Genomic DNA, 22,217 nt, shown 5'->3' with positions numbered 1-22,217 from the left:
ACCGGGCAAAAGGGCTACCCCACCAACTCCTCTTTCACCTGCATCGCCAGCTCAAAGGAGTGCAAACGCGCCTGGTGATCGAAGATCTGGCCGTTAACCATAATCTCATCGGCCTGCGTCTCACGCAGCACCGCTTCCAGCCCGTGACGCACCTTCGCTTTATCACCTACCAGTGACATGCTCAGCGCCTGTTGAACACCATACTGCTCGGAGGCTGACCAGAGTTGATGCATATTCTCCACTGGCGGCGGAAGCTGGCCTGTCTCACCACGACGCAGCTTCACAAACGCCTGCTGCATAGAGGTAAACAGGAATTCTGCGTCGCGATTGCTGTCGGCGGCAATGATGTTGATACACACCATCGCGTACGGTTTCGCCAGACGCTCAGACGGTTTGAAATGGGTGCGGTAGAGATGCAGCGCCTGATGCAGCATATCCGGCGCGAAGTGCGAGGCAAACGCAAACGGCAGCCCCAGCTGTGCGGCAAGTTGCGCGCTATACAGACTTGAGCCTAACAGCCAGACCGGGATCTTCTCACCATAACCGGGTACCGGGCGCACGTGCGGGTTCGGGTCTCGCGCATCGAACCAGTCCACCAGTTCCGCCACGTCGCGCGGGAAGTTGTCGATATCGCCGCTCATATGGCGGCGGAGGGCGCGCATGGTGGGCTGATCACTCCCCGGCGCACGGCCAAGCCCTAAATCTATACGACCCGGATAGAGCGTATTCAGCGTGCCAAACTGCTCGGCAATCACCAGCGGGGCGTGGTTAGGCAGCATCACGCCGCCGGACCCCAGGTGCAGGGTGGTCGTATTTGCCGCCAGATAGCCAATCAGAACCGAGGTTGCCGCACTGGCGATGCCGACCATGTTGTGGTGCTCGGCCAGCCAGTAACGGTGATAGCCACGTTTTTCGGCCAGACGAGCGAGATCGAGCGAGTGCGAAAAGGCTTCTCGCGCCGAGGAGCCTTGAGGGATCGGCGCCAGATCCAGCACCGAAAACGGAAGGGTTTTGTCAGTCATAACAGCTCACTTTGTCGACGGTCAATCATTAATAGTGCATTAAAAAATGATAACCGTTGTTAACAAAGTGAGCCTTTTTTAGGCCTGCAGCTCCAGCCCGGCCAGACGTCGCCAGTAGCCGTTGCAGTCGCTATTAGCCTGCAGCGCCAGAGGCGCTGCACCATTTTCATTGGCGCGGAAGGCGTCCAGCATGGCGAACACACCCGTATCCAGAGGGGATAAACGCACCAGGTCTACCAGCCCGTCCATCGACGCCAGCTCGTTGCCCAGGTTATAGACATAGCCGCTCATGGTCTGAATGCCGTTCAGGACAAACACCTGCTGATTCTCCTGCGACAGCATGCTGCGCCCGTTCGGGTACTTAATGCAGCAGGTTTCGCACTCGTCTTTCGGACGGTCTTCCGAACGCGCGGTAAAGCAGCGGGCAGAGTAAGCCAGCGGCAGATGCCCGTAGCTCAGCACTTCCACTTCAAACTTGTTGCTAATGCCCAGCTCTTCGCACTGTGTGAGCAGGTTTGCCAGCCAGTCACGCGAGAGCTCAACCGGCATGCACCAGCGCGTCATTCCCTGTTTCAGCAACAGGCGCAGGGTCACGGCGTTGTAGCAGTTCAGGGCATGGCCCGCGACAAACGGCAGCCTGCGTTCGGCGCACATGTTCACTACGCCGAGATCGCTTGCTTCCAGCAGGAACTCGCCGTTCTCCACGTAGCGCTTTAGCTCGCCCAGTTCAGAAGCGGCCTGTACCAGGGCGAGCGTCGAAAGCACCACCTGTTTGCCGCTTCCGGCGAGGGTCTTCGCCATCTCCAGCCAGTCGCCCACTTTGGTGGCCCGGCGCTTGCTGCACACCGCTTCGCCGAGGTAAATCACATCGGCGCTGCTGCTGGCGGCCTGTTGATAAAAGTCTTCCAGCGTCTCTTTTGGCCAGTAGTAGAGTACGGGCCCTAATGAATATTTCATGATTTTCTCACTGCCATTTACGGTGATACGCGCCCAGTGTGGTTTGCGTACCTTCAGACATCGACCCCAGCGTCTCCATCCATGCCGGCTGCGGGGCGTAGTGCTGCGGGTCCGCCATGCAGCGGTCGATGGCCTGACGCCAGACTTTCGCAACCTGGCTCACGTAGGCCGGGCTGCGCTGGCGACCTTCGATTTTCACCGAGGCAATATTGGCCGCCAGCAGTTCCGGCAGCAGCTCAAGCGTATTGAGGCTGGTGGGCTCTTCCAGCGCGTGGTAACGCTGGCCGTCGACCAGATAGCGCCCTTTACAGAGGGTTGGATAACCGGCGTTTTCGCCGTCCTGATAGCGGTCGATCAGCACCTCATTCAGACGAGACTCCAGCCCCTGCGGCGTTTGCTGCCAGCGAACAAAGCGGGCAGGGGAGCAGGCCCCGACGGTATTGGGTGATTCACCGGTTAAATAGGAGGAGAGATAACAACGGCCTTCAGCCATGATGCACAGGCTGCCAAAGGCAAAAACTTCCAGCGGCACTGGCGTGACGCGCGCGAGTTGCTTAACCTGATGAATAGAGAGTACGCGCGGCAGCACCACGCGGGCTACGTCAAAGTTTCGGTGATAAAAACGTACGGCCTCTTCGTTGGTGGCAGATGCCTGAACAGAGACGTGGCGCTCAATATGGGGATAGCGTTCTGCCGCATACTCAAGCATGGCGAGGTCGGCCAGAATCAGCGCATCGGCACCCAGCTGTGCGGCCATATCCACCGCGCGCTGCCAGCGGGCGTAGCCGTCAGGATGGGCAAAGGTATTAATGGCGATGTGCAGTTTGCGGCGGTGCTGGTGAACGAAGTTAACGGCTTCCTGAAGCTTTTTCTCCGTAAAGTTGAGGCCAGCAAAATGGCGGGCGTTAGTATCATCTTTCAGCCCGATATAGACCGCATCGGCCCCATTTTCGATGGCCGCCTTAAGCGCCGGAAGGTTTCCGGCAGGGCAGAGCAGCTCCATAATTTATCCTGATGTAGTCGATCGCAAAAATGTTAACGAGCTGGGATTTTAATTAACCCATACGCGACAATTTTTGATTTAAGGCAGCTAATGGCGTATTGATGGCACCAATAATGAGCGTCACCGGACGACGGTTTGTTGATTTACGCCGCTATGTTATGTGCCGGATATGGCAAAATAGCGGGACTATAGCTATCAGGGAGTAAAGCTCGTGCTGGATAAACTGCGTTCACGTCTCGTACAATTTGGTCCATCAATGCTGAGCGTGCCGGTAAAACTGGCGCCGTTCGCGCTTAAACGTCAGGTGCTGGAGCAGGTCCTGAGCTGGCAGTTCCGTCAGGCGTTGCAGGATGGCGAGCTGGAGTTCCTGGAAGGACGCTGGTTAAGCATCGACGTGCGTGACATCGGGCTGCGCTGGTTTACCTCGGTTGAGAATGACCAGCTGATCGTACGCGAATCCGCTGACGCGGACGTGAGCTTCAGCGCCAACGCCAGCGATCTGCTTATGATTGCCGCGCGTAAGCAGGATCCGGATACGCTCTTCTTCCAGCGCCGTCTGGTGATTGAAGGCGATACGGAGCTGGGTCTGTACGTGAAAAATTTAATGGATGCCATTGAGCTGGAGCAGATGCCGAAAGCGCTGCGGGTGATGTTAATGCAAATGGCAGATTTCGTTGAGGCCGGGCTGACAACCCCGCCGGACAGTAAACACACTTCAGTAGGTGAGCCATGCTGATTCGAGTCGAAATTGGGATTGATGCGCCGGGGATTGATGCGTTGCTGCGACGTTCTTTTGAGAGCGATGCCGAAGCCCAACTGGTCCACGATCTCCGCGAAGACGGCCTGATTACGCTGGGGCTGGTTGCCACCGATGACGAAGGTCAGGTGGTGGGCTATGTGGCCTTCAGTCCGGTCAGCGTTCAGGGCGAAGAGCTCCAGTGGGTAGGAATGGCACCGCTGGCGGTGGATGAAAGCTATCGTGGGCAGGGTCTGGCGCGCCAGCTGGTCTATGAAGGGCTGGATTCACTGAATGAGTTCGGTTACGCGGCCGTTGTCACGCTGGGCGATCCCGCGTTTTATGGCCGTTTAGGCTTTGAACAGGCCGCGCATTACGATCTTCGCTGCCGCTGGCCGGGCACCGAATCCGCCTTCCAGGTTCATCGTCTGGCGGACGACGCGCTCAACGGCGTGCATGGCCTGGTAGAGTACCACGACCATTTTAATCGCTTTTAAGCAGGCTCTCGCGTAGCGCCTCAAAAGAGCCGTCTCCGGTCACGAGGCGCTCTTTCTGGCGCTTCGTCAGCTGTTTAATGCGGTATTCCAGCCTCAGCGCCAGAGAACGATCGCCCACGGCGGCTGAAAATGCCAGCTGCAATTCCCCTTTCCCCCGCAGCGCCTTTGCGCCTTTCCCCGTTTGATGTTGTAAAAAACGCCGTGCCACATCGGTGGTGATCCCGGTGTAGAGGGCATTATCAGCGGTTCGGACAAGATAGAGAAACCAGCACACGGTAAACAGATTCAGTATGTTAAGGTGAACGCACCATAGCATGAGAGAGAGCGAAAATGGAAACACTGGCCGCCATTAACCGCTGGCTGGCGAAGCAGCATGTCGTCACCTGGTGCGTTTACCACGAGGGAGAAATGTGGTGCGCAAACGCGTTTTACTACTACGATCCTGAGCGCGTCGCGTTTTACGTCATGAGCGAAGACAAAACGCGTCATGCGCAGATGACCGGCCAGCAGGCAAAAGTCGCGGGCACGGTGAATGGCCAGCCTAAAACGGTCGCGCTGATACGTGGGGTGCAGTTTAAAGGGGAAATCCGTCGTCTGGATGGGGAAGAGAGCGACGCGCGTCGTAAGCACTACACGCGCCGCTTTCCGGTTGCCGCTGCGCTAAAAGCCCCGGTGTGGGAAATCCGCCTTGATGAGCTGAAATTTACCGACAACACCCTGGGCTTTGGCAAGAAGCTGCACTGGTTACGCGCCGAGCAGGCGTAGCGCTTCGCGGTTAAACGCCGGGAGATCGTCCGGGGTCCGGCTGGTGATCAGCTGGTCTTTGTCGTTGACCACCTCCTGATCGTAAAACTCGGCCCCCGCGTTTTTCAGATCGATAACGATCGGTTTCACCGCCGTGAGCTTACGCCCGCGGACAACCTCCGCGCTGATGAGCAGCTGCGGGCCGTGACAGATGGCAAAGACCGGTTTGCCGGTAGAGACAAAGTCCCGGGTAAAGGTCACGAAGCGCTCGTCCCCGCGCAGGGTGTCCGGCGAGTGGCCGCCGGGTAACAGCAGGGCGTCAAAATCGGAAGGGCTAACGTTATCGATAGTCTCGTCGATGGTCACGCTGGCCTCGCCCTTATGGCCTTTCACCGTTTTGCCCGCTTCTTTCTCAATGGTGATCACTTCATGTCCCGCCTTGCGGAACGCCTCTGCAGGAGAGGTAAATTCTGAATCTTCAAACTCGTCGGTAATCAAGACTGCGATTTTCTTGCCCATGCTTCCTCCGTTGTTTTGGCTTCAGACTGATTTTTCTCCGCTTGTGGTAAATACTTACCTGTAACAGACTTCTAAGTGTGGTCGACCACGCCGAGTTCGCAAACGGACAATTCTGTAAAGGGGAGAAGATGAGCCAGGTACTGATAACAGGCGCAACCGGGCTGGTGGGCGGACATTTGCTGCGCCTGCTGATTCAGGATCGTCGCGTGAATTACATCGCCGCCCCGACGCGACGACCGCTCGCCGACGTCTCCGGCGTCTTTAACCCCCACGACCCGCAGCTGACTGACGCGCTGGCGCAGGTGCAGGATCCGATTGAGATCGCCTTTTGTTGCCTTGGCACGACCCGGCGCGAGGCGGGCAGTAAGGAGGCGTTTGTGCATGCGGACTACACGCTGGTGATTGATACGGCGCTCACCGCCAAAAGGCTGGGGGCCAAACATTTCCTGGTGGTCAGCTCGCTGGGGGCCAGCGCCGGATCGCCCTTTTTCTACAACAAGGTGAAGGGCAAAATGGAAGAGGCGCTGATTGCCCAGAAATGGGAGTACCTGACGATTGTTCGTCCCTCCATGCTGCTGGGACACCGGGACGAACGGCGTTTTAATGAGTCAATCTTCGCACCGCTGTTCCGCATTCTTCCGGGAAACTGGAAATCAATTGAAGCGCGGGATGTGGCGCACGCGATGCTGAAAGAGGCGTTATCTCCTTCGAAAGAAGGGGTGAACATTATCCCGTCGGCAAAACTGCGTGAAATCGCGCAGGGCGAGGCGTAAACTCCCCCGGCTAATTACCTAATACTCTCCGGGGAATGCTATGACTGGTCAGTCTTCATCTCAGGCGGCAACACCTGTTCAATGGTGGAAGCCCGCACTCTTCTTTCTCGTGGTCCTTGTTGGCCTCTGGTATGTGAAATGGCAGCCGTACTACGGTAAAGCCTTCACTGCTGCCGAAACGCACAGCATCGGAAAATCTATTCTCGCGCAGGCTGATGCCAGCCCGCTGCGGGCGGCGTGGGATTACGCCATGGTCTATTTCCTTGCCGTCTGGAAAGCGGCCGTTTTAGGCGTCATTCTGGGCTCGCTGATACAGGTGCTGATCCCGCGTCACTGGTTGATCAAAACCCTGGGCCAGCCGCGCTTTCAGGGCACGCTGCTGGGGACAGTTTTCTCCCTGCCAGGCATGATGTGCTCCTGCTGCGCCGCACCGGTGGCCGCAGGGATGCGTCGCCAGCGCGTGTCGATGGGCGGCGCGCTGGCGTTCTGGATGGGCAACCCGCTGCTCAACCCGGCAACGCTGGTGTTTATGGGCTTTGTGCTGGGCTGGCATTTCGCGTTCATCCGTCTGGTGGCCGGGTTGCTGACCGTGCTGGTGGTGGCGACGCTGGTGCAAAAATGGGTGAAGGATACTGCCGTCGAGCCTGCGTCCGTTGAGCTGGACGTCAGCGAGCCGCAGGGTGGTTTCTTCGCACGCTGGGGCAAGGCGCTATGGCAGCTTTTCTGGAGCACTATCCCGGTCTATATCCTGGCGGTACTGGTTCTCGGGGCGGCGCGCGTCTGGCTGTTCCCGCATGCGGAGGGCGCTATCGACAACACGCTGATGTGGGTGGTTGCGATGGCCGTTGCAGGCTGCCTGTTCGTTATCCCGACGGCCGCCGAAATTCCCATTGTACAGACCATGATGCTGGCTGGCATGGGCACCGCGCCGGCACTGGCGCTGCTCATTACCCTGCCTGCCATCAGCCTGCCGTCACTCATCATGCTGCGTAAGTCATTCCCGGCGAAAGCGCTGTGGCTCACCGCAGGACTGGTGGCGTTGAGTGGGGTGATAGTGGGGAGTCTGGCGCTGATGTAAAAAAGCCCGGTGGCGCTAGCGCTTACCGGGCGTGGAGTCGGGTGTGGATTACTTAATGTAAGTAAACGCGGTGGTGACGTGTTTCACGCCGCTCACCCGGCTGGCGATATCGGCCGCCGCTTTCCCTTCACGGTCGGTCACCAGACCCAGCAGGAACACTTCACCGTTTTCCGTCGTCACTTTCACGTTGGAAGATTTGACCTGATCCGAGCCCAACAACTGGGAACGCACTTTGGTGGTGATCCAGGTATCGGATGAGGCCTCACCCAGACCAATGGGTTTGCCCTGGCGCACTTCGTTAAAGACTTCAGTGGTTCCTTCAACACCCATCGCAATTTGTTTGGCGCGAGAGGCGAGCTCCATATTCGGCGCCTGGCCTGCCAGCAGCACTTTGCCCTGATAAGCCGTCACGTTGATACGCGCTTCTTTCTTGATTTGTTCATCTTTCGACAGCGCACTGTTAACGCGCAGCTCCAGCGTACCGTCATCCACCTGCGTACCCACCGTACGTGGATCGGTTGCCGCTTTGGTGCCGACTGCGGCGGTACCCACAACGGCCGCAGCGATACATCCCTGAAGCAGTAATGCAGACATGAGGACTGCGAGGGTCGATAAAGCCTTCATAAGAACTCCTTAATCATCCTGGTGAGGGAAAAGCGTGTTATCGATCAAATCACATAAGCAGTTCACCGTGAGCATATGCATCTCCTGAATGCGTGCGCTCCGGTGAGACGGAATGCGGATTTCCACATCCTGCGGCCCCAGCAGACCCGCCAGCTCACCCCCGTCATAGCCGGTTAAGGCCACAATGGTCATGTCGCGGGTGACGGCGGCTTCAACGGCTTTAACAATATCCCGGCTATTGCCGCGCGTGGAAATGGCCAGCAGCACATCTCCGGCATGACCCAGAGCGCGCACCTGCTTTGCGTAAATTTCGTCATGCAGACGATCGTTAGCAATCGCTGTTAAGACCACATTATCGGTATTAAGTGCAATGGCAGGTAAACTGGGGCGTTCTGTTTCAAAACGATTGATCATGCTGGCAGCAAAATGCTGTGCGTTGGCGGCGGAAGTCCCATTGCCACAACAGAGGATTTTGTTGCCGTTAAGCAGGGATTGCACCAGCGTCATCGCGGCACGAGAGATAGCATCCGGAAGGGCTTCCGCCGCGGCAATCTGAGTCTGGATGCTTTCTGTGAAGCACACTTTAATTCTTTCGAGCACGTTATCCCTTTTAAATCTTAATTATGCGTCTTCGCCAAAAGCGTTTTTAAGCCATTCGATCTCATTTCCGGTGAAGGCTATCACATCGAACCGGCAATCCACAGTATCAAAACTCCCATTATGGCGGGCAAGCCACAAGTGGGCAGTCTGTAATAATTTATGTTGTTTGGCGAGCGTCACGCTGGCGGCAGCACCGCCAAAACGGGAGGACTGTCGAAAGCGGACTTCGACAAACACAATCACCTGACCCTCTTTCATGATCAGATCGATTTCGCCGCCACGTCCGCGAACGTTAGCGGCGATAAAGCGCAGTCCTTTGCCTTCAAGCCAGCGACGCGCCTTTAATTCCCATGCGTCGCCGGTCTCTTTACGGCTTAACTGGCCGGGACGATTTGCCCCTGCTGGTATTTGAGCCATGATAACTTCCTGTTGATCACGCATTCCTGAGTCGCGGTCAGATCGCCGGTGTTGCCGTTAAGCTCAAAGCCCGGTACCTGACGCATCTGGGTAAAGTGGTTCGCCAGCGCCCAGGCATCGACACCCATCGCATACAGACGCGCCAGCGAGTAGTCGTTACGCACCGCGCCCAGCGCCTGCTGCATCAGCGCCGGGTTGCTGCCAGCCAGCATCGGGATTTCGCTGTACTGCAGACCGTCCATCTCCAGGCGGAAATCCGGACCTGCGGTGCCCTGCGCGCTGCGGGAGCTGGCATAGAGCGTTGCGCCACTCTGGCTGCCGTTACGCATCGCGATCATCGGTTTGATAAAGGCGATCTCCTGTGGCGTGGCAACGATATAGGCTGCATCCACTTTACCGCTGCCGCTAATCTGCGCGTCAGTTGGTGGGGCAGGGATCGTCAGACCGCCAATGGTCACCCCCTGCTGCTGCGGCAGGCTCGCGGTGACCGGGCTACCGTTAAGCGCAATGCCTGCCCCGCCGTTTACGCCCGCGCGCAGTTCAGAGACGGAACCGAATTTTTGCTGCAGCACCACGCCGCCACCCAGCTTCTGCCACTCATCGGCAAAGGCATTGGCCACGCGATCGCCCAGCGTGCTGCGTGGGATGAGCAGCAGTGGAGCCTGTTTGCCCTGCTCGTGAATATGACGCGCCGCGTCGCGGGCTTCATCTTCCGGTGAGAGCGCGAAGTAGCAAATATTGGCCCGGTTCTGCACCTGCTCAGGCTGGTTGAGCGCCAGCACGTTCAGCGTGGTGTTGCTCTTCATCAGCTCTTCCACGTTATTTTTCAGCAGCGGGCCGACAACGATGCTGGCACCGTCCTGTTGAACCTGCGCCAGAACCTGATCAAGCGGTTGCGAGCTGGTGTCATAGATTTTCAGCTCAGCGCCAGGGTTAGCGCTGGCGGTTGCCACGGCCTGCGGCTGAGCGGCAGGTTGAGCAGTGGGCTGAGTGGTGGGCTGAGTGGTCTGCGCCTGCGGCTGTTCCGCTGTCGCGGGCGCCGTGGTCGGCGCGGCTTGTGTCTCTGCCGGCGCCTGATCCGGCGTGGCTGGCTCTGGCGTCGCGGCTGGAGGCGTCGTCGGGGCCGTCACCGGGTTTTGCATCGTGCCCTGCGCCGGGGTTTGCGCTGTGGTCAGGTCGCTGGTCTCCGCGGCGGAAGGGCTGACAACGTCGCTCACGTTCGCCGCCTGTGCCGCCTGGGCGGGCACCGCGCTGCCGGTCACGGGCGTGGTACCGTTCTTCGCCGCTTCAAAGCCCTGCTGAATGGTACGGCCAAATACCGCCGCCTGGCCGTTTAACGGCAGAAGCAGGGCGATTTTGCTGGTGGAGGCAGGCTTAAAGTTCTGCACGTTAACCAGCTGAGTGGGCAGCATTTTCGCGCCAGGGTTCTGCGGGTAGCGGGTCTGCCAGTCGGTAATACCGGCTTTCAGCATTTTTGGATCGCTGCGGTTGTTAAACCACATCTGCTGCAAATCCAGCCAGCCCTGCAGCACGTTTTCATCCGCGTTGATGACCAGCGCCTGAGCCTGTTCCTGGGTCATCGAGGCAAGCGCCTGCCAGGTGGCATCGATATTTTTCTGCTTATCCGCACCGCCAAGCAGCGGCTCCTGGGCAATCAGCGCACGCAGCAGCGTCAGGGAAGGGCGTCCCTGTTCAGCGGTAATGCCCGTCTGCCAGAAACGGGCCTGCTGATTTTTATCCAGCGCGCTCACGTCGATGTCGCCGAGGACCTTCTTCGCGGCGGCGTAATCTTTCAGTGCGACTTTCAGCTCGGCGGAGAGCAGGCTCTGCTCACGGCGCTGGGTGTCGTTAAGATCGTTCGGCAACTGGTTGAACAGCTCGGCGGCCTGCTGGGTTTTCCCCTCTTTCAGCAGTGCACGAATGGCGAGTAATTGCCAGTTGATCCTGGTATCATTTGAACTCTGCGACATTTGTTGCAGATAAAAGCCAGAATCAGCCTGAGCAGACCCCTGAAGATGGGCTGTGCTCTGGTCAGGTGCCTGGGTGCCACAGCCTGCAAAGATCAGGGCTGCCAGCAGAAGCGGCACGCTGCGCGTGGCTTTTTTTCGAAGAAACGTTAACGGTACCATACTGTATCCAGTGATTTTTTACGCAATGCTCAATATTAAAACGGCAATACGGACGAAACAATGAAACAACACGAAACGGCAGATAATTCTCAAGGCCAGCTTTATATTGTACCTACTCCTATCGGGAATTTATCTGATATTACCCAACGTGCGCTGACCGTATTGCAAACTGTTGATTTAATTGCCGCTGAAGATACCCGACACACCGGTTTACTGCTTCAACATTTCGCGATTAACGCCCGTCTGTTTGCCCTGCACGATCACAATGAGCAACAAAAAGCCGAAACGCTGGTGGCGAAGCTGAAGGAGGGGCAGAACATTGCCCTCGTCTCCGACGCCGGTACGCCGCTGATTAACGACCCTGGCTATCACCTGGTGCGTACCTGTCGTGAAGCCGGTATTCGCGTTGTGCCGCTGCCGGGGCCGTGCGCTGCCATTGCGGCGCTGAGCGCCGCGGGTCTGCCGTCCGACCGTTTCTGCTATGAGGGCTTCCTGCCTGCCAAATCCAAAGGCCGTCGTGACGTGCTGAAGGATCTGGAAGCGGAACCGCGTACCCTGATTTTCTACGAATCCACGCATCGTCTGCTGGAGAGCCTGGAAGACATGGTGACCGTCTGGGGCGAAGGTCGCTACGTGGTGCTGGCGCGCGAGCTGACCAAAACCTGGGAGACCATTCACGGCGCGCCGGTGGGCGAACTGCTGGCGTGGGTGAAGGAAGACGAGAACCGCCGCAAGGGTGAGATGGTGCTGATTGTCGAAGGGCACAAAGCGCAAGAAGACGCGCTGCCTGCCGACGCGCTGCGTACGCTGGCGCTGCTGCAGACTGAACTGCCGCTGAAGAAAGCGGCGGCACTGGCGGCGGAGATCCACGGCGTGAAAAAGAATGCGCTCTATAAGTATGCGCTGGAGCAGCAGGGGGAGTAAGCCAGATGAGCCGCTATCAGCCTCCTTTTACTATCACACCATCGATTCTCAATCAGGTTGTTGAGATTGGTGAGCTATTAGAGCATTGGGCGGCACATTCAGGAAGAACCTCTCCGCTACTGCGTAAAGAGAATCGAATCCGCACAATTCAGGCTTCTCTGGCCATTGAGCATAACTCTCTGACGACCGGGCAAGTGACGGCAATCATGGAGGGTAAGCGCGTGCTCGCACCAGAAAAAGATATTCAGGAAGTGCGTAACGCGATTCTTGCTTATGAGAAATTGCCCGAATGGAAGCCCTGGAAGCTTAAAGACTTACTCAGCGCACATCGGTTATTAATGACTGGTCTGGTCGATCATCCTGGGAAGCTCAGGAATGGGGATGTTGGGGTATACCGTGGGAACCAGTTAGTCCACATGGCTCGGCCAGCCTCGCAGATGAACCGCCTTATTGGCGATCTGCTTGCCTGGCTTAAGCAAACCGATCTTCACCCGCTGATTGCCAGCTCGGTATTTCATTACGAGTTTGAATTCATCCACCCTTTTTCAGATGGAAATGGCCGCATGGGGCGGCTGTGGCAAACGTTGATCTTAAGCCAGTGGCGTGCAGAACTTGCATGGTTGCCCGTTGAGACTCTCATTCACTTCCAGCAAACGCGCTATTACCAGATTCTGGGACAATGCGATCGGGCCAGTGATTGCACGGCATTCGTGGAGTTTATGCTGCAAAATATGGCCGAAGATTTGCGGGAAGGCATAGGCGCTTCTTCCGTAATGTCGGAAAAAATGTCGGAAGAATTGTCGGAAAAGGAAAATGCTATCCTTGAGCTTCTTGCCGTTCAACCGCAGCTTTCCGCGGCGATGTTAGCATCCATGTTTGGCGTCACTTCGCGCACAGTGGAACGATACCTCCACGCTTTGCAAACGAAGGGGAAATTAAAACGCCTGGGGGCAAGGAAAGGGGGAAGCTGGCAGGTCATGCGCTGACCTGCGTCGTAAGCTATACCGTAATGACCTCCGTACCCGCTTTGCTCAGCAGTTCTTTATCGTGCTTTCCGATCCCTTCATCCGTAATGACGCAGTCAATCTTCTCCATCGGCAGCACCTGGTTAAACCCGCGGCGATTAAACTTGCTGGCATCCAGGACGGCAATCACCTTATGCGCGGCCGCGGCCATCACGCTGCTGATCGAGTAGCCTTCATTGAAAGTGGTGATGCCGTTTGTCGCATCAATACCGTCAGCCCCAACAAACATCAAATCCGCGCTGATACCTGCAAGCGAACGCTCTGCAATGGTGCCATGCATCGAATGCGTTTTATGGCGCACCGTACCGCCACAGACCACCAACGTAATATCTTTATTTTCCGAAAGGGCAAACGCGGCGGGCAGGCTGTTGGTGATGACAGTGATATTGCTTTTTTTAGTCAGTGCTTCGGCGATGAGCATCGTGGTGCTCCCGCTGTCCAGGATGATCGTCATCCCTTCTTCAATCATGGCCACCGCTGCCTGCGCGATACGCTTTTTCGGATCGCTTGCCAGTTGATAGCGGTCTTCCAGAACGACTTCCTGATTTTCGCTTTCCGACAGGTTACTGCCGGGTCTGGCGGCTCCGCCATGAAAGCGGGTGACCAGCCCCTTTTCTTCCAGCAGGCGCAGATCGGTTCGAATGGTCACTTCCGAAATACCAAACATATTCGAAAGATCCTGCACCATCACGCTGCCCTGAGCGTTGACGAGGTCAACGATTTTGTTCCTTCGCTCAAATGAGTTCATATTGAATTGCCTGATAATTAACTGTCCCTATTCTAATCGAAGGTATGCGAAAGGTGTAAGGCAATATTCGAAAGTAAATGTGAGCCAGCTCTGGTTGCTGGCTCGAGGCGTCAGGCGAAACGCAGCATAATTTTGCCCTGCATCGGTGCGCCGTTCAGAGCCTGCACGGCCTGAGCGAAGCTCTCACTGTCGCCGATATGGGCAATGAGTGGCTTCAGTTGCAGTTTTTTCCCCGTGAGCAGGCGGACCGCCGTTTCCCACTCTTCCCCAGGCCACGGTGCTGAGTAGTTCATCCAACTACCCAGAAGCGTCAGTTCCTTACGCAGGATCTTGCCGAAGGTTGCAACAGGTAAATTCAGGTCATGATGTAATGTACCGACCAGTGCAATCTGAGCGTGAGGACCGGCAATATCAATGGCAAGCGAGACAGTTTGTGGGGTTCCCGCAGTCTCCAGCACCAGTTGATCAAACCGGCTGTCCCTCAGCGCGTTGAGAATGTCATCGACGCTTAGGGCCCGGCTGTTAAACACCTGAGTTGCACCCAGCGAGGTCGCCAGGGCGAGCTTATCGTCGTTGATATCAATTGCAGTTACGCTCTTTGCCCCCAGCGCCAGCGCGCACTGCATTGCCAACAGACCAATCGTCCCGGCACCGACGATAACGACATTTTTACCTTTGCATCCTGAAGCCAGGTGGAACGCGTGCAGTCCTACGGTGACAGGCTCGATAAATGCCCCGTCTTCGATCGCCATCTCTGCTGGCAGACGGAACAGGTTCGCGCGCTTCACGACAATATATTCCGCATTGCCGCCGTCACTGCGTGAGCCGACAAACTGGTACTGTTTACACAGCGAGTAGTAGCCTTTTTCACACTCCGGACAGGAAAAACAGGGCAGGAGTGGAATGCAGGCCACTGCATCTCCTGCCTGGAGATCCTTTACATCTGCACCACAGGCTTCGACGTGTCCGCTAAATTCATGGCCCAGGGTGATCGGGTAGTAGTGCGCCCCTTTGGCAAAAATACGCGGAATGTCCGAGCCGCATAATCCTGAGCAAACAATGCGCACCAGAACATCATCCGCTGCCTGAATCTGAGGGACCGGGCGTTCTTCAACGCGCACGCTGCCCTCAGCATGAATTACTACTGATTTCATGATTCACTCCAGAAAAAGAAGGGGAGCACGGCTCCCCGGATATTAAGATACCGTCTGGCTTTGCGGGTTTTCGGCGTTTTTCTCCGCCGCCGTAAACGCCCGGGCACGTCGCCAGGTGAGCAGTACGCCAGTGAAGTAGATCGCGCCAATCACGATGAATCCCACCACGTTTTGCCAGGTAAAGAGCTGGATGAGCAGCCAGGTGACCGGCGAACCACCCTGATCCATGGATGCCACAAGCCCACCTGCTTTTAACGCACCAGCATTCTGTGCAAGCTTGGTGTGCAGACCGATGGTCTGTGTGGCGATCCAGAGTGTGATCCCCATGATGATGACGCCGGAGATGAGTGTGCGGAACAGATTACCCTGGTGAACCGCGACCGCCATTGCCACGAAGAAGCCGATAGTCGCAAGGTCGCCGAAAGGCAGCACCTGGTTACCCGGTACCAGCACCGCAATTAGAATGGTTAACGGGATGAAAATGAGACTGGCGGAGACCACTGACGTATGGCCCAGCAGTAGCGCGGGATCAAGACCAATTAAGAACTCCTGACCACCAAATTTGGCCTGCAGGCGTTTGCGGGCGTGTTTAGCAATCGGCGTCAGGCCGTCCATAATCGGCTTGATGACACGCGGCATAAGCAGCATCACTGCGGCGGTTTTCACCGCCAGTTGCAGAACGGATTTTGCGTCGTAGCCTGCCAGTATGCCGATGACCAGCCCCATGACAAAACCGACGGTGACGGGCTCGCCAAACGGACCAAAGCGTTTCTGCACATCGTCGGCGCTAAAGTGGATCTGCTTCAGACCTGGAATGTGGTTGATAATCGTATCGACCAGCACCGCGACAGGACCGAGATACGCCGACGAGCCGTGAGGAATGGCAATTCCCTCCAGACCGAAGAAGTCTCGCGTATCTTTGGCAAACCAGTCTCCCAGCTTGTAGACAAAGGCCGCGTGAACCACCACACCAAGGATCCCCAGCCAGTAAGAGCCAGTAGCCAGGTGCAGCATTGCGCCGGTGAAGGTCATGTGCCAGATGTTCCAGATATCCACGTTCACTACGCGGGTCATACGAGTGACCAGCATGATGACATTGACCCCAATAGCTACCGGGATCGCCACCAGTGCGATTTGGGAGGCCCAGGTCATGGGAGAAGAACCTGGCCAGCCGATGTCCACCACGTGCAGGTTAATCTGGAATTGTTCCGCCATCGCTTTGGCTGCCGGGCCAATGGAGTCGAGCATAAGGCCAATGACCAACCCAATTCCCACGAAGCCGATGCCGATATGCAGGCCGGACTTGAAGCAATCGCCCAGTTTCATCCCCAGCAGTTTCGAGAAGATAATGATGACAATCGGCAGCATGACGGTGGGACCGAGGTCGAGGATATACCGCATGATTTCGGTAAACATGATCTTACCCCTCGAGGATAGTGAGGATTTTTTGTTGCAGGGCTTCGATACCGACGCCCGATACAAACGGCATCCCATGAACCACCGGAATGTCACCAAACGATCTGTCGACTTTTGCCGTGGTGCAGATCAGGTCTGCACCGTCCATATAGGTTTCAATTTCGGTCACCCGACACTGAACCAGATCCAGCGTTATGTGGTGGGCTTCACACAGTTCTTTGATCTCTTCAGCCGCCATGGTTGAGGTGGCTACAGCACCACCACAGGCAACAATAACTTTACGTTTCATAGGGTACTCCTTTTTATTATCAGTATGTTATGAAGCCTGTGCACAGGAGGCAGGCTCAAGGATAGTCTCCCGGAATTGCTCGGCCAGGCGATCGGCTGGCGTGGCCAGCAACATGTCCAGCGTGTCCGGGTTTTGTAGCTCGCTGAAAAGACGGCGCAGCAGTTTTATTTGCGCCGCAGGGTTTTCAACAATTAACGCGATGATGAGTGAAACCGCGACCTCTCCATCATCATCCGCCTGCTGAAAATTCACCGGCTTGTCCGGGCGAATCAGGTAAATCGCAGGACTTTTGGCGTGTACCGCTTCACAATGCGGGATCGCAACTGCATGGCGTTCGAGGGTAATGCCGGTGGGGTAGTTGAGCTCCCTTTCCAGCAGTGCGGCCGGGTAAGTGGCATGCACAACACCTTTCGCCAGCATCTCTTCGCCAATGTGTGCCAGCGCAAGCTGGCTGTTTTCAAACTCAATTCCGGTACGGACAAAAATGTGACTCATAGACTCTCCGGGCATCAGACGAATTCAGGGGTACAGCCAAATCGATAGGCGCGTAATACATCCTGTATTTTGTCGATGATGAGATTTTGCGGTGTTGCAACGATCTCATTCATCGACAAACGTTCGAACTGAACGGGCATAAACTGGCTGATCAGCCCCAGTGGCAGTGCGGTGTTACTCAGATTGGCGAGTAATTTCTCCACACCCTGACGGATACGCGGATGCGGCCAGTAGTAGCGAATGCGGTCTGAGAGGCTGAAATGAATATCCACCATCGCCTGACTCCAGGTCGGGCGGTAGTACTTCTGCCAGTAGTCCGGCTCGTTCAGCATCACTTCGTCGATTACCTCCAGCACGTGGCTGCGCTGCTCAGGGCAGATAAGTTCTTTCTCCATTTGCGCAAGGGCAAAGATGGCTTCACGCAGGGCAAAGGTGAGCGCAGGGCCAACTTTCAGGATCGCGAAGTGATCGCGTACCAGAGCACGATAAGCCTGTCGGGTCTGGTAGTCGGTCGAATGCGCCTCGTAGACCATCGGTGTCTGGCGGATCCAGCCGGACAGTGCCTCTGCAGCGTGGGGCTGGTAGTGAATAATTTGGGTATGGTCGAACTCCACGCCCGGTTGCACCACGATAGCAATCACGCGCGTCATGGCGTCGTCCAGCCCCTGTTCGCTAAAGGCTATGCGATGGGTGTCCAGCGTCTGTGCCGCATCTTCGACACGGGTAACATGCACGCTGTTAATCGTGCTGGCTTCTCCGCCCGGTACGGGAACTTCAGTACCAATGACGTAGGTTAAAGCTGCTTTTTGTTGCTCAGTGGCCGTCTCTTCTGCTGCTTTGCACAACCGTGCAGCGCGCTGTGCTACCACCACTGGCGCTAGCGGAATGGGGTCGTCGGCGCAGGACATGGATGCATCCAGATGGATCTTGGTAAATCCGGCGGCCACATAGGCTTTTATCAGCTCAACGGATTTTTCCATCGCGGCTTCCGCCGGTTCGTTTTGCCAGCAGTTAGGCCCCAGGTGATCTCCACCAAGAATCAGGCGTTCGCGTGGAAAGCCAACCTCCCTGGCGATGTTCAACACAAAATCGCGAAAATCAGCAGGTTCCATCCCGGTATAGCCACCAAACTGATTCACCTGATTTGAGGTGGCTTCAATCAGCACTTTATTGGCGGTGTTCACATCAAATCGCAGTGCAGCTTCGATGACCAGCGGGTGTGCTGAACAGACAGAACAAATACCGAAATGCTCTCCCGCCTTATGGCGGGCAATAATATCTTTCACGTTTCCTCCGGGTCAGGACTTTAGAGTTTTCCTTCACAACCACAATCGGTAATCACCTTGCGTACGACCTCTTGCATGGCACTTTTGGCAGGTACCATGTAATGACGCGGATCGCTGGCATCGGGATGTGAAGCGAGATAGGTTTTCAGCGCATTTGAGAAGGCGATTTTGAGTTCTGTGGCAACATTAACTTTGCAGATCCCGAGGCTGATTGCCTTACGGATATCTTCTGTCGACAATCCTGAGGCACCGTGCAGTACCAGCGGGATATCAACCTGACTGCGGATCTCTGCCAGGCGCTCGAAATCGAGTTTTGGCGTGGCTTTGTACAGGCCGTGCGCAGTGCCGATAGCAACAGCCAGCGAGTCGATACCCGTGAGTACAACAAACTCATGCGCCTGTTGTGGATTGGTGTAAAGCGCATCTTTGCTGTCGACGACCAGGTCATCTTCCTGACCCCCCAAACGCCCAAGTTCGGCCTCCACGCTAACGTCGTAGCGGTGGCAGTAGTCCGTTACTCTCTTCACCAGCGCCACGTTTTCAGTGAACGGATGATGAGAGCCGTCGATCATTGCAGAGCGGATCCCGCTCTGTACTTTCTGCGCGATATCGTCGAAATCTTCGTGATGATCGAGGTGGATCGCCAGTGGCTGGTTGTACGTTTTGGCCAGATCGCTGGCGATGGCGACCACGTTCCCGGTTCCGGCATAGCTAAACGTCCCGGGCGTACCCGCGACGATCAGGGGAGAGCGCATCTCAGAGGCCGTTTCGACGACTACCTGCAGCGTTTCGAGATTATGAATATTGAATGCCGGAACCGCGTAACCTTCACGCTGTGCCTTTATCAGCATCGCTTTCGACGAGATGATGTACATCTTTCCTCCGAAACCTTTCGTTTTGAGTATGCGAAAGACAATATAGGGTTTCGGAATGTTTTTTTGTGATTGGTATCTTAAAAACGAAAGAACCGAAATGAAAGATAAGAATGCGAAAGAGTCGAAAGCAAAAAAAAGCATGGCCGAAACCATGCTAAAGGAGGTTTACAGTAAACTCACGTCACAGGCGCCGGGTTAAACACCGCCAGCTGGTTATGCAGCCCCCATTGGTCAGAGAAGGTTTTCTTCCGCCCGCTCGCCACGTCCAGAATGAAGTGGAACAGTTTCCAGCCCACCTCTTCAATGCTCTCTTCCCCGGTGGCGATGGTGCCCGCGTTGATATCCATTAAGTCATACCAGCGGTTTGCCAGCTCGGTGCGCGTCGCCATTTTTATTACCGGCACCGCCATCAGGCCGTACGGCGTACCGCGCCCGGTGGTGAAGACCTGCACCGTAATGCCGGAAGCAACCTGCTGGGTACCACAGACGAAATCACTGGCGGGCGTTGCCGCGTAGATCAGGCCGCGCTTCGTCGGGCGTTGGCCGGGAGAAAGCACTTCCGCAATCGCGCTCTGACCGGATTTGGCGATCGAGCCAAGGGCTTTTTCCACCACGTTTGCCAGACCGCCTTTTTTATTGCCGGGAGAGGGGTTAGCGCTGCGGTCGGTTTTGCCCATATCCAGATAGTTATCGTACCAGGCCATCTCCTCTAGCAGGCGTTTGCCGATCTCTTCATTGACGGCGCGAGGCGTAAGCAGATGAATGGCGTCACGGACTTCGGTCACCTCGGAGAACATCACCGTGGCACCGCAGCGAACAAGCAGATCGGACGCATAGCCCACCGCCGGGTTGGCCGTCACGCCGGAGAATGCATCGCTGCCGCCGCACTGGGTGCCCACCACCAGTTCCGATGCCGGGCATGTTTCGCGCTGGCGTTGGTTGAGTTTGTCCAGATGGCGCTCTGCGACCTGCAGAATGTCGTCGACCATTGAGCGGAAACCGACATGGCGTTCGTCCTGCAGGCGCACAATGCTGGCCTCATCGGCCGGGATGGCTTTGACATCTTCCGTGCCCTGCAGCAGGCGCTCAGGCTGGAGCTTTTCACATCCCAGGCCGATCACCATCACCTCGCCGCCAAAGTTCGGGTTGAGGGCGATATTATGGATGGTCCGGATGGGCACGACGGCTGCCGGGGCGTTAATCGCCACGCCGCAGCCGTAAAGGTGGTTCAGGCCGACCACGCCGTCCACGTTCGGGTATTTCGGCAGCAGATCGCGTTCAATAATTTTCACCACGTAATCCACTACGCCCGCCACGCAGTGTACGCTGGTGGTAATGCCGAGCAGGTTTTTGGTGCCGACGCTGCCGTCCGTATTGCGATAGCCTTCGAAGGTATAGCCTTCCAGCGGGGGAAGCGGCTCCGGCACGCGGGTTGCCAGGGGCAGCGTATTCAGCGGCGGGGCTTCCGGTAGCTCAACCAGCGACTCCTCAACCCAGCTACCCCTGGCAATGAAGCGCACGGCATAGCCGATGACTTCACCGTAACGCACGATTTCGCTGTTAGCAGGAATATCCACCAGGGCGACTTTATGCCCCTGCGGAATATGCTCAATCAGTTCCAGTCCGTCCGGGAAGCGGGTTCCTGCTTTTAAGCCATTGTCGTTGACAATAATCGCCACATTATCGGTGTCGTGCACTTTTATATAGAACGCCGTCGGCGATGCGTGTCGAATTTCAATGTCGGCCATTGTTCACTATTCTCCGGCAAAGTGTCTGATAATAAATTCAGCCAGTTTTCTAATGGTAGAAATTAATACGTGGCTTTCAGAAATAAAGCATGTCAGCAGATGACATATGAAAATGTGATCCCGATCGCTTGCGAACCAGTAATGCCTGATTCTGTGCATCAGCGCCCAGTGCTTTGTGCATATGCTCAAAATATTATCAAAATGCAACGCAATGATTGAGCATTAAAACAATGTGTGGACATGAATAGCGTCTTATACTGAATGACGATTTTATTACGCCAAACCAGGTCAGAATAATAAATATCATCCTGTCGCTGCGTCTGAATAAATAAAATGATATTGAACAAGGCTGCGGAATTAAAAAGGTAAACGCGATGAATAACGATATCTTCCCGAATAAGTTTAAAGCGGCCCTCGCGGCGCACCAGATTCAGATTGGCTGCTGGTCCGCGCTGGCAAATCCCATCAGCACGGAAGTGCTGGGATTGGCCGGGTTCGACTGGCTGGTGCTGGACGGCGAACATGCGCCGAATGATATCAGCACCTTTATTCCGCAACTGATGGCGCTGAAAGGCAGCCCGAGTGCCCCCGTAGTGCGCGTACCCACCAATGAGCCGGTGATCGTTAAGCGTCTGCTGGATATTGGTTTCTACAACTTCCTGATCCCGTTTGTGGAAACGGCAGAGCAGGCAGCGCTGGCTGTGGCCTCCACGCGCTATCCCCCGGAAGGGATCCGCGGGGTCTCCGTTTCGCACCGCGCCAACATGTTTGGCACCGTCCCGGACTACTTCGTGCAGTCCAACAGCAATATCACCATCCTGGTCCAGATCGAGAGCCAGCAGGGTGTTGATAACGTCGATGCGATTGCCGCCACCCACGGCGTGGATGGTATCTTCGTCGGCCCAAGCGATTTGGCGGCCGCGCTCGGACACCTGGGCAATGCCGGTCACCCGGACGTACAGCGTGCCATACAGCACATCTTTGCCCGCGCCAGCGCGCACGGCAAACCCAGCGGCATTCTGGCACCGGTTGAGGCGGATGCCCGCCGCTATCTGGAGTGGGGAGCCACGTTTGTTGCCGTCGGCAGCGACCTCGGCGTATTCCGCTCGGCCACGCAGAAATTAGCGGACGCTTTTAAAAAATAACCATCATTGAGGA

The 22,217-nt window shown here is 56.3% G+C and carries 25 protein-coding genes; 8 read left to right on the top strand and 17 right to left on the bottom strand.

Features of this window, described 5'->3' with window-relative positions; all coding sequences use genetic code 11:
- Window positions 1-14: 14 nt before the first annotated feature.
- From EKN83_RS13675 to EKN83_RS13665, 3 genes are all read right to left on the bottom strand, one after another.
- On the bottom strand, window positions 15-1,022 hold the full coding sequence (locus EKN83_RS13675; RefSeq protein ID WP_045284762.1) for an LLM class flavin-dependent oxidoreductase: 1,008 nt from the start codon (window positions 1,020-1,022) through the stop codon (window positions 15-17).
- Window positions 1,023-1,100: 78 nt separating this feature from the next.
- The gene (locus EKN83_RS13670; RefSeq protein WP_126801130.1) at window positions 1,101-1,979 is read right to left on the bottom strand and encodes a U32 family peptidase; all 879 of its coding nucleotides are present in this window, start codon (window positions 1,977-1,979) and stop codon (window positions 1,101-1,103) included.
- Between the two features lie 7 nt (window positions 1,980-1,986).
- A complete protein-coding gene (locus tag EKN83_RS13665; RefSeq protein ID WP_025756722.1) occupies window positions 1,987-2,982 on the bottom strand; it encodes a peptidase U32 family protein in 996 nt (331 codons plus the stop codon).
- Window positions 2,983-3,193: 211 nt separating this feature from the next.
- Between EKN83_RS13665 and EKN83_RS13660 the strand changes: the two genes are divergently transcribed.
- Both EKN83_RS13660 and EKN83_RS13655 read left to right on the top strand, forming a co-directional pair.
- Complete coding sequence (locus EKN83_RS13660) at window positions 3,194-3,718, top strand: SCP2 domain-containing protein (protein ID WP_025756723.1); 525 nt, start codon at window positions 3,194-3,196, stop codon at window positions 3,716-3,718.
- Entirely contained in the window at window positions 3,712-4,215 is a 504-nt protein-coding gene (locus EKN83_RS13655) for a GNAT family N-acetyltransferase (RefSeq protein WP_025756724.1), read from the top strand. The genes EKN83_RS13660 and EKN83_RS13655 overlap by 7 nt, the downstream gene beginning before the upstream one ends.
- Here EKN83_RS13655 and EKN83_RS13650 read toward each other — a convergent pair.
- Window positions 4,202-4,531 (bottom strand): GIY-YIG nuclease family protein, encoded by a 330-nt coding sequence (locus tag EKN83_RS13650; RefSeq protein WP_120262308.1) that lies wholly within the window; start codon window positions 4,529-4,531, stop codon window positions 4,202-4,204. The genes EKN83_RS13655 and EKN83_RS13650 overlap by 14 nt on opposite strands.
- Before the next feature lie 14 nt (window positions 4,532-4,545).
- Between EKN83_RS13650 and EKN83_RS13645 the strand changes: the two genes are divergently transcribed.
- On the top strand, window positions 4,546-4,980 hold the full coding sequence (locus EKN83_RS13645; RefSeq protein ID WP_025756726.1) for a YhbP family protein: 435 nt from the start codon (window positions 4,546-4,548) through the stop codon (window positions 4,978-4,980).
- Here the strand turns inward: EKN83_RS13645 and EKN83_RS13640 are convergent.
- The gene (locus tag EKN83_RS13640) at window positions 4,960-5,478 is read right to left on the bottom strand and encodes a type 1 glutamine amidotransferase domain-containing protein (protein WP_025756727.1); all 519 of its coding nucleotides are present in this window, start codon (window positions 5,476-5,478) and stop codon (window positions 4,960-4,962) included. The two genes, EKN83_RS13645 and EKN83_RS13640, sit on opposite strands and share 21 nt — an antisense overlap.
- Window positions 5,479-5,606: 128 nt before the next feature.
- On the opposite strand from EKN83_RS13640, the gene EKN83_RS13635 reads away from it, so the two are divergent.
- Together EKN83_RS13635 and EKN83_RS13630 are read left to right on the top strand one after the other, a co-directional pair.
- On the top strand, window positions 5,607-6,251 hold the full coding sequence (locus EKN83_RS13635) for an NAD(P)H-binding protein (protein WP_025756728.1): 645 nt from the start codon (window positions 5,607-5,609) through the stop codon (window positions 6,249-6,251).
- Window positions 6,252-6,291: 40 nt separating this feature from the next.
- Window positions 6,292-7,329 carry a permease gene (locus tag EKN83_RS13630; protein WP_126801129.1) on the top strand — a complete coding sequence of 346 codons (1,038 nt, stop codon included), beginning with the start codon at window positions 6,292-6,294 and terminating at the stop codon, window positions 7,327-7,329.
- A gap of 48 nt (window positions 7,330-7,377) precedes the next feature.
- Here EKN83_RS13630 and dolP read toward each other — a convergent pair whose 3' ends face one another.
- From dolP to EKN83_RS13610, 4 genes are read right to left on the bottom strand one after another with little or no spacing between them, the layout of a single operon-like run.
- Window positions 7,378-7,953, bottom strand: a complete 576-nt coding sequence (gene dolP, locus EKN83_RS13625; RefSeq protein ID WP_025756730.1) for a division/outer membrane stress-associated lipid-binding lipoprotein — start codon at window positions 7,951-7,953, stop codon at window positions 7,378-7,380.
- 9 nt (window positions 7,954-7,962) lie between these two features.
- Window positions 7,963-8,553: a DnaA initiator-associating protein DiaA gene (gene diaA, locus EKN83_RS13620; protein WP_003861754.1), complete on the bottom strand. Its 591-nt coding sequence runs from the start codon at window positions 8,551-8,553 to the stop codon at window positions 7,963-7,965.
- A 21-nt stretch (window positions 8,554-8,574) separates the two neighbouring features.
- Window positions 8,575-8,970 (bottom strand): YraN family protein, encoded by a 396-nt coding sequence (locus EKN83_RS13615; RefSeq protein ID WP_025756731.1) that lies wholly within the window; start codon window positions 8,968-8,970, stop codon window positions 8,575-8,577.
- Complete coding sequence (locus EKN83_RS13610) at window positions 8,928-11,099, bottom strand: penicillin-binding protein activator (protein WP_126801128.1); 2,172 nt, start codon at window positions 11,097-11,099, stop codon at window positions 8,928-8,930. Before EKN83_RS13610 ends, EKN83_RS13615 begins: the two co-directional genes overlap by 43 nt.
- Before the next feature lie 60 nt (window positions 11,100-11,159).
- Between EKN83_RS13610 and rsmI the strand changes: the two genes are divergently transcribed.
- Window positions 11,160-12,023, top strand: coding sequence for a 16S rRNA (cytidine(1402)-2'-O)-methyltransferase (rsmI, locus tag EKN83_RS13600; RefSeq protein WP_126801127.1), 864 nt, complete (start codon window positions 11,160-11,162; stop codon window positions 12,021-12,023).
- 5 nt (window positions 12,024-12,028) lie between these two features.
- Window positions 12,029-13,009, top strand: a complete 981-nt coding sequence (locus EKN83_RS13595; protein WP_126801126.1) for a Fic family protein — start codon at window positions 12,029-12,031, stop codon at window positions 13,007-13,009.
- A gap of 13 nt (window positions 13,010-13,022) precedes the next feature.
- Here EKN83_RS13595 and EKN83_RS13590 read toward each other — a convergent pair whose 3' ends face one another.
- The 8 genes from EKN83_RS13590 to garD form a co-directional block, all read right to left on the bottom strand.
- Window positions 13,023-13,796, bottom strand: a complete 774-nt coding sequence (locus EKN83_RS13590) for a DeoR/GlpR family DNA-binding transcription regulator (RefSeq protein WP_025756735.1) — start codon at window positions 13,794-13,796, stop codon at window positions 13,023-13,025.
- A 110-nt stretch (window positions 13,797-13,906) separates the two neighbouring features.
- Window positions 13,907-14,950, bottom strand: coding sequence for a galactitol-1-phosphate 5-dehydrogenase (gatD, locus tag EKN83_RS13585; protein ID WP_126801125.1), 1,044 nt, complete (start codon window positions 14,948-14,950; stop codon window positions 13,907-13,909).
- Window positions 14,951-14,992: 42 nt separating this feature from the next.
- Window positions 14,993-16,366, bottom strand: a complete 1,374-nt coding sequence (locus EKN83_RS13580) for a galactitol-specific PTS transporter subunit IIC (protein WP_126801124.1) — start codon at window positions 16,364-16,366, stop codon at window positions 14,993-14,995.
- 4 nt (window positions 16,367-16,370) lie between these two features.
- Window positions 16,371-16,655: a PTS galactitol transporter subunit IIB gene (gatB, locus tag EKN83_RS13575; protein ID WP_025756738.1), complete on the bottom strand. Its 285-nt coding sequence runs from the start codon at window positions 16,653-16,655 to the stop codon at window positions 16,371-16,373.
- Window positions 16,656-16,682: 27 nt separating this feature from the next.
- Complete coding sequence (gatA, locus tag EKN83_RS13570) at window positions 16,683-17,150, bottom strand: PTS galactitol transporter subunit IIA (protein WP_025756739.1); 468 nt, start codon at window positions 17,148-17,150, stop codon at window positions 16,683-16,685.
- 14 nt (window positions 17,151-17,164) lie between these two features.
- Window positions 17,165-18,436 carry a tagatose-bisphosphate aldolase subunit GatZ gene (gene gatZ, locus EKN83_RS13565; RefSeq protein ID WP_126801123.1) on the bottom strand — a complete coding sequence of 424 codons (1,272 nt, stop codon included), beginning with the start codon at window positions 18,434-18,436 and terminating at the stop codon, window positions 17,165-17,167.
- A gap of 20 nt (window positions 18,437-18,456) precedes the next feature.
- Complete coding sequence (locus EKN83_RS13560) at window positions 18,457-19,311, bottom strand: tagatose bisphosphate family class II aldolase (RefSeq protein ID WP_045284773.1); 855 nt, start codon at window positions 19,309-19,311, stop codon at window positions 18,457-18,459.
- 176 nt (window positions 19,312-19,487) lie between these two features.
- Complete coding sequence (gene garD / locus EKN83_RS13555) at window positions 19,488-21,059, bottom strand: galactarate dehydratase (protein WP_126801122.1); 1,572 nt, start codon at window positions 21,057-21,059, stop codon at window positions 19,488-19,490.
- A 374-nt stretch (window positions 21,060-21,433) separates the two neighbouring features.
- On the opposite strand from garD, the gene garL reads away from it, so the two are divergent.
- Window positions 21,434-22,204, top strand: a complete 771-nt coding sequence (gene garL / locus EKN83_RS13550) for a 2-dehydro-3-deoxyglucarate aldolase (protein WP_045284775.1) — start codon at window positions 21,434-21,436, stop codon at window positions 22,202-22,204.
- Window positions 22,205-22,217: the final 13 nt, after the last annotated feature.

The sequence above is a fragment of the Enterobacter sp. WCHEn090032 genome (assembly GCF_003986875.1).
GTDB lineage: Bacteria > Pseudomonadota > Gammaproteobacteria > Enterobacterales > Enterobacteriaceae > Enterobacter > Enterobacter sichuanensis.
The sequence above is the reverse complement of the archived record's forward strand: the minus strand, read 5'-3'. Positions and strand labels throughout refer to the sequence as shown.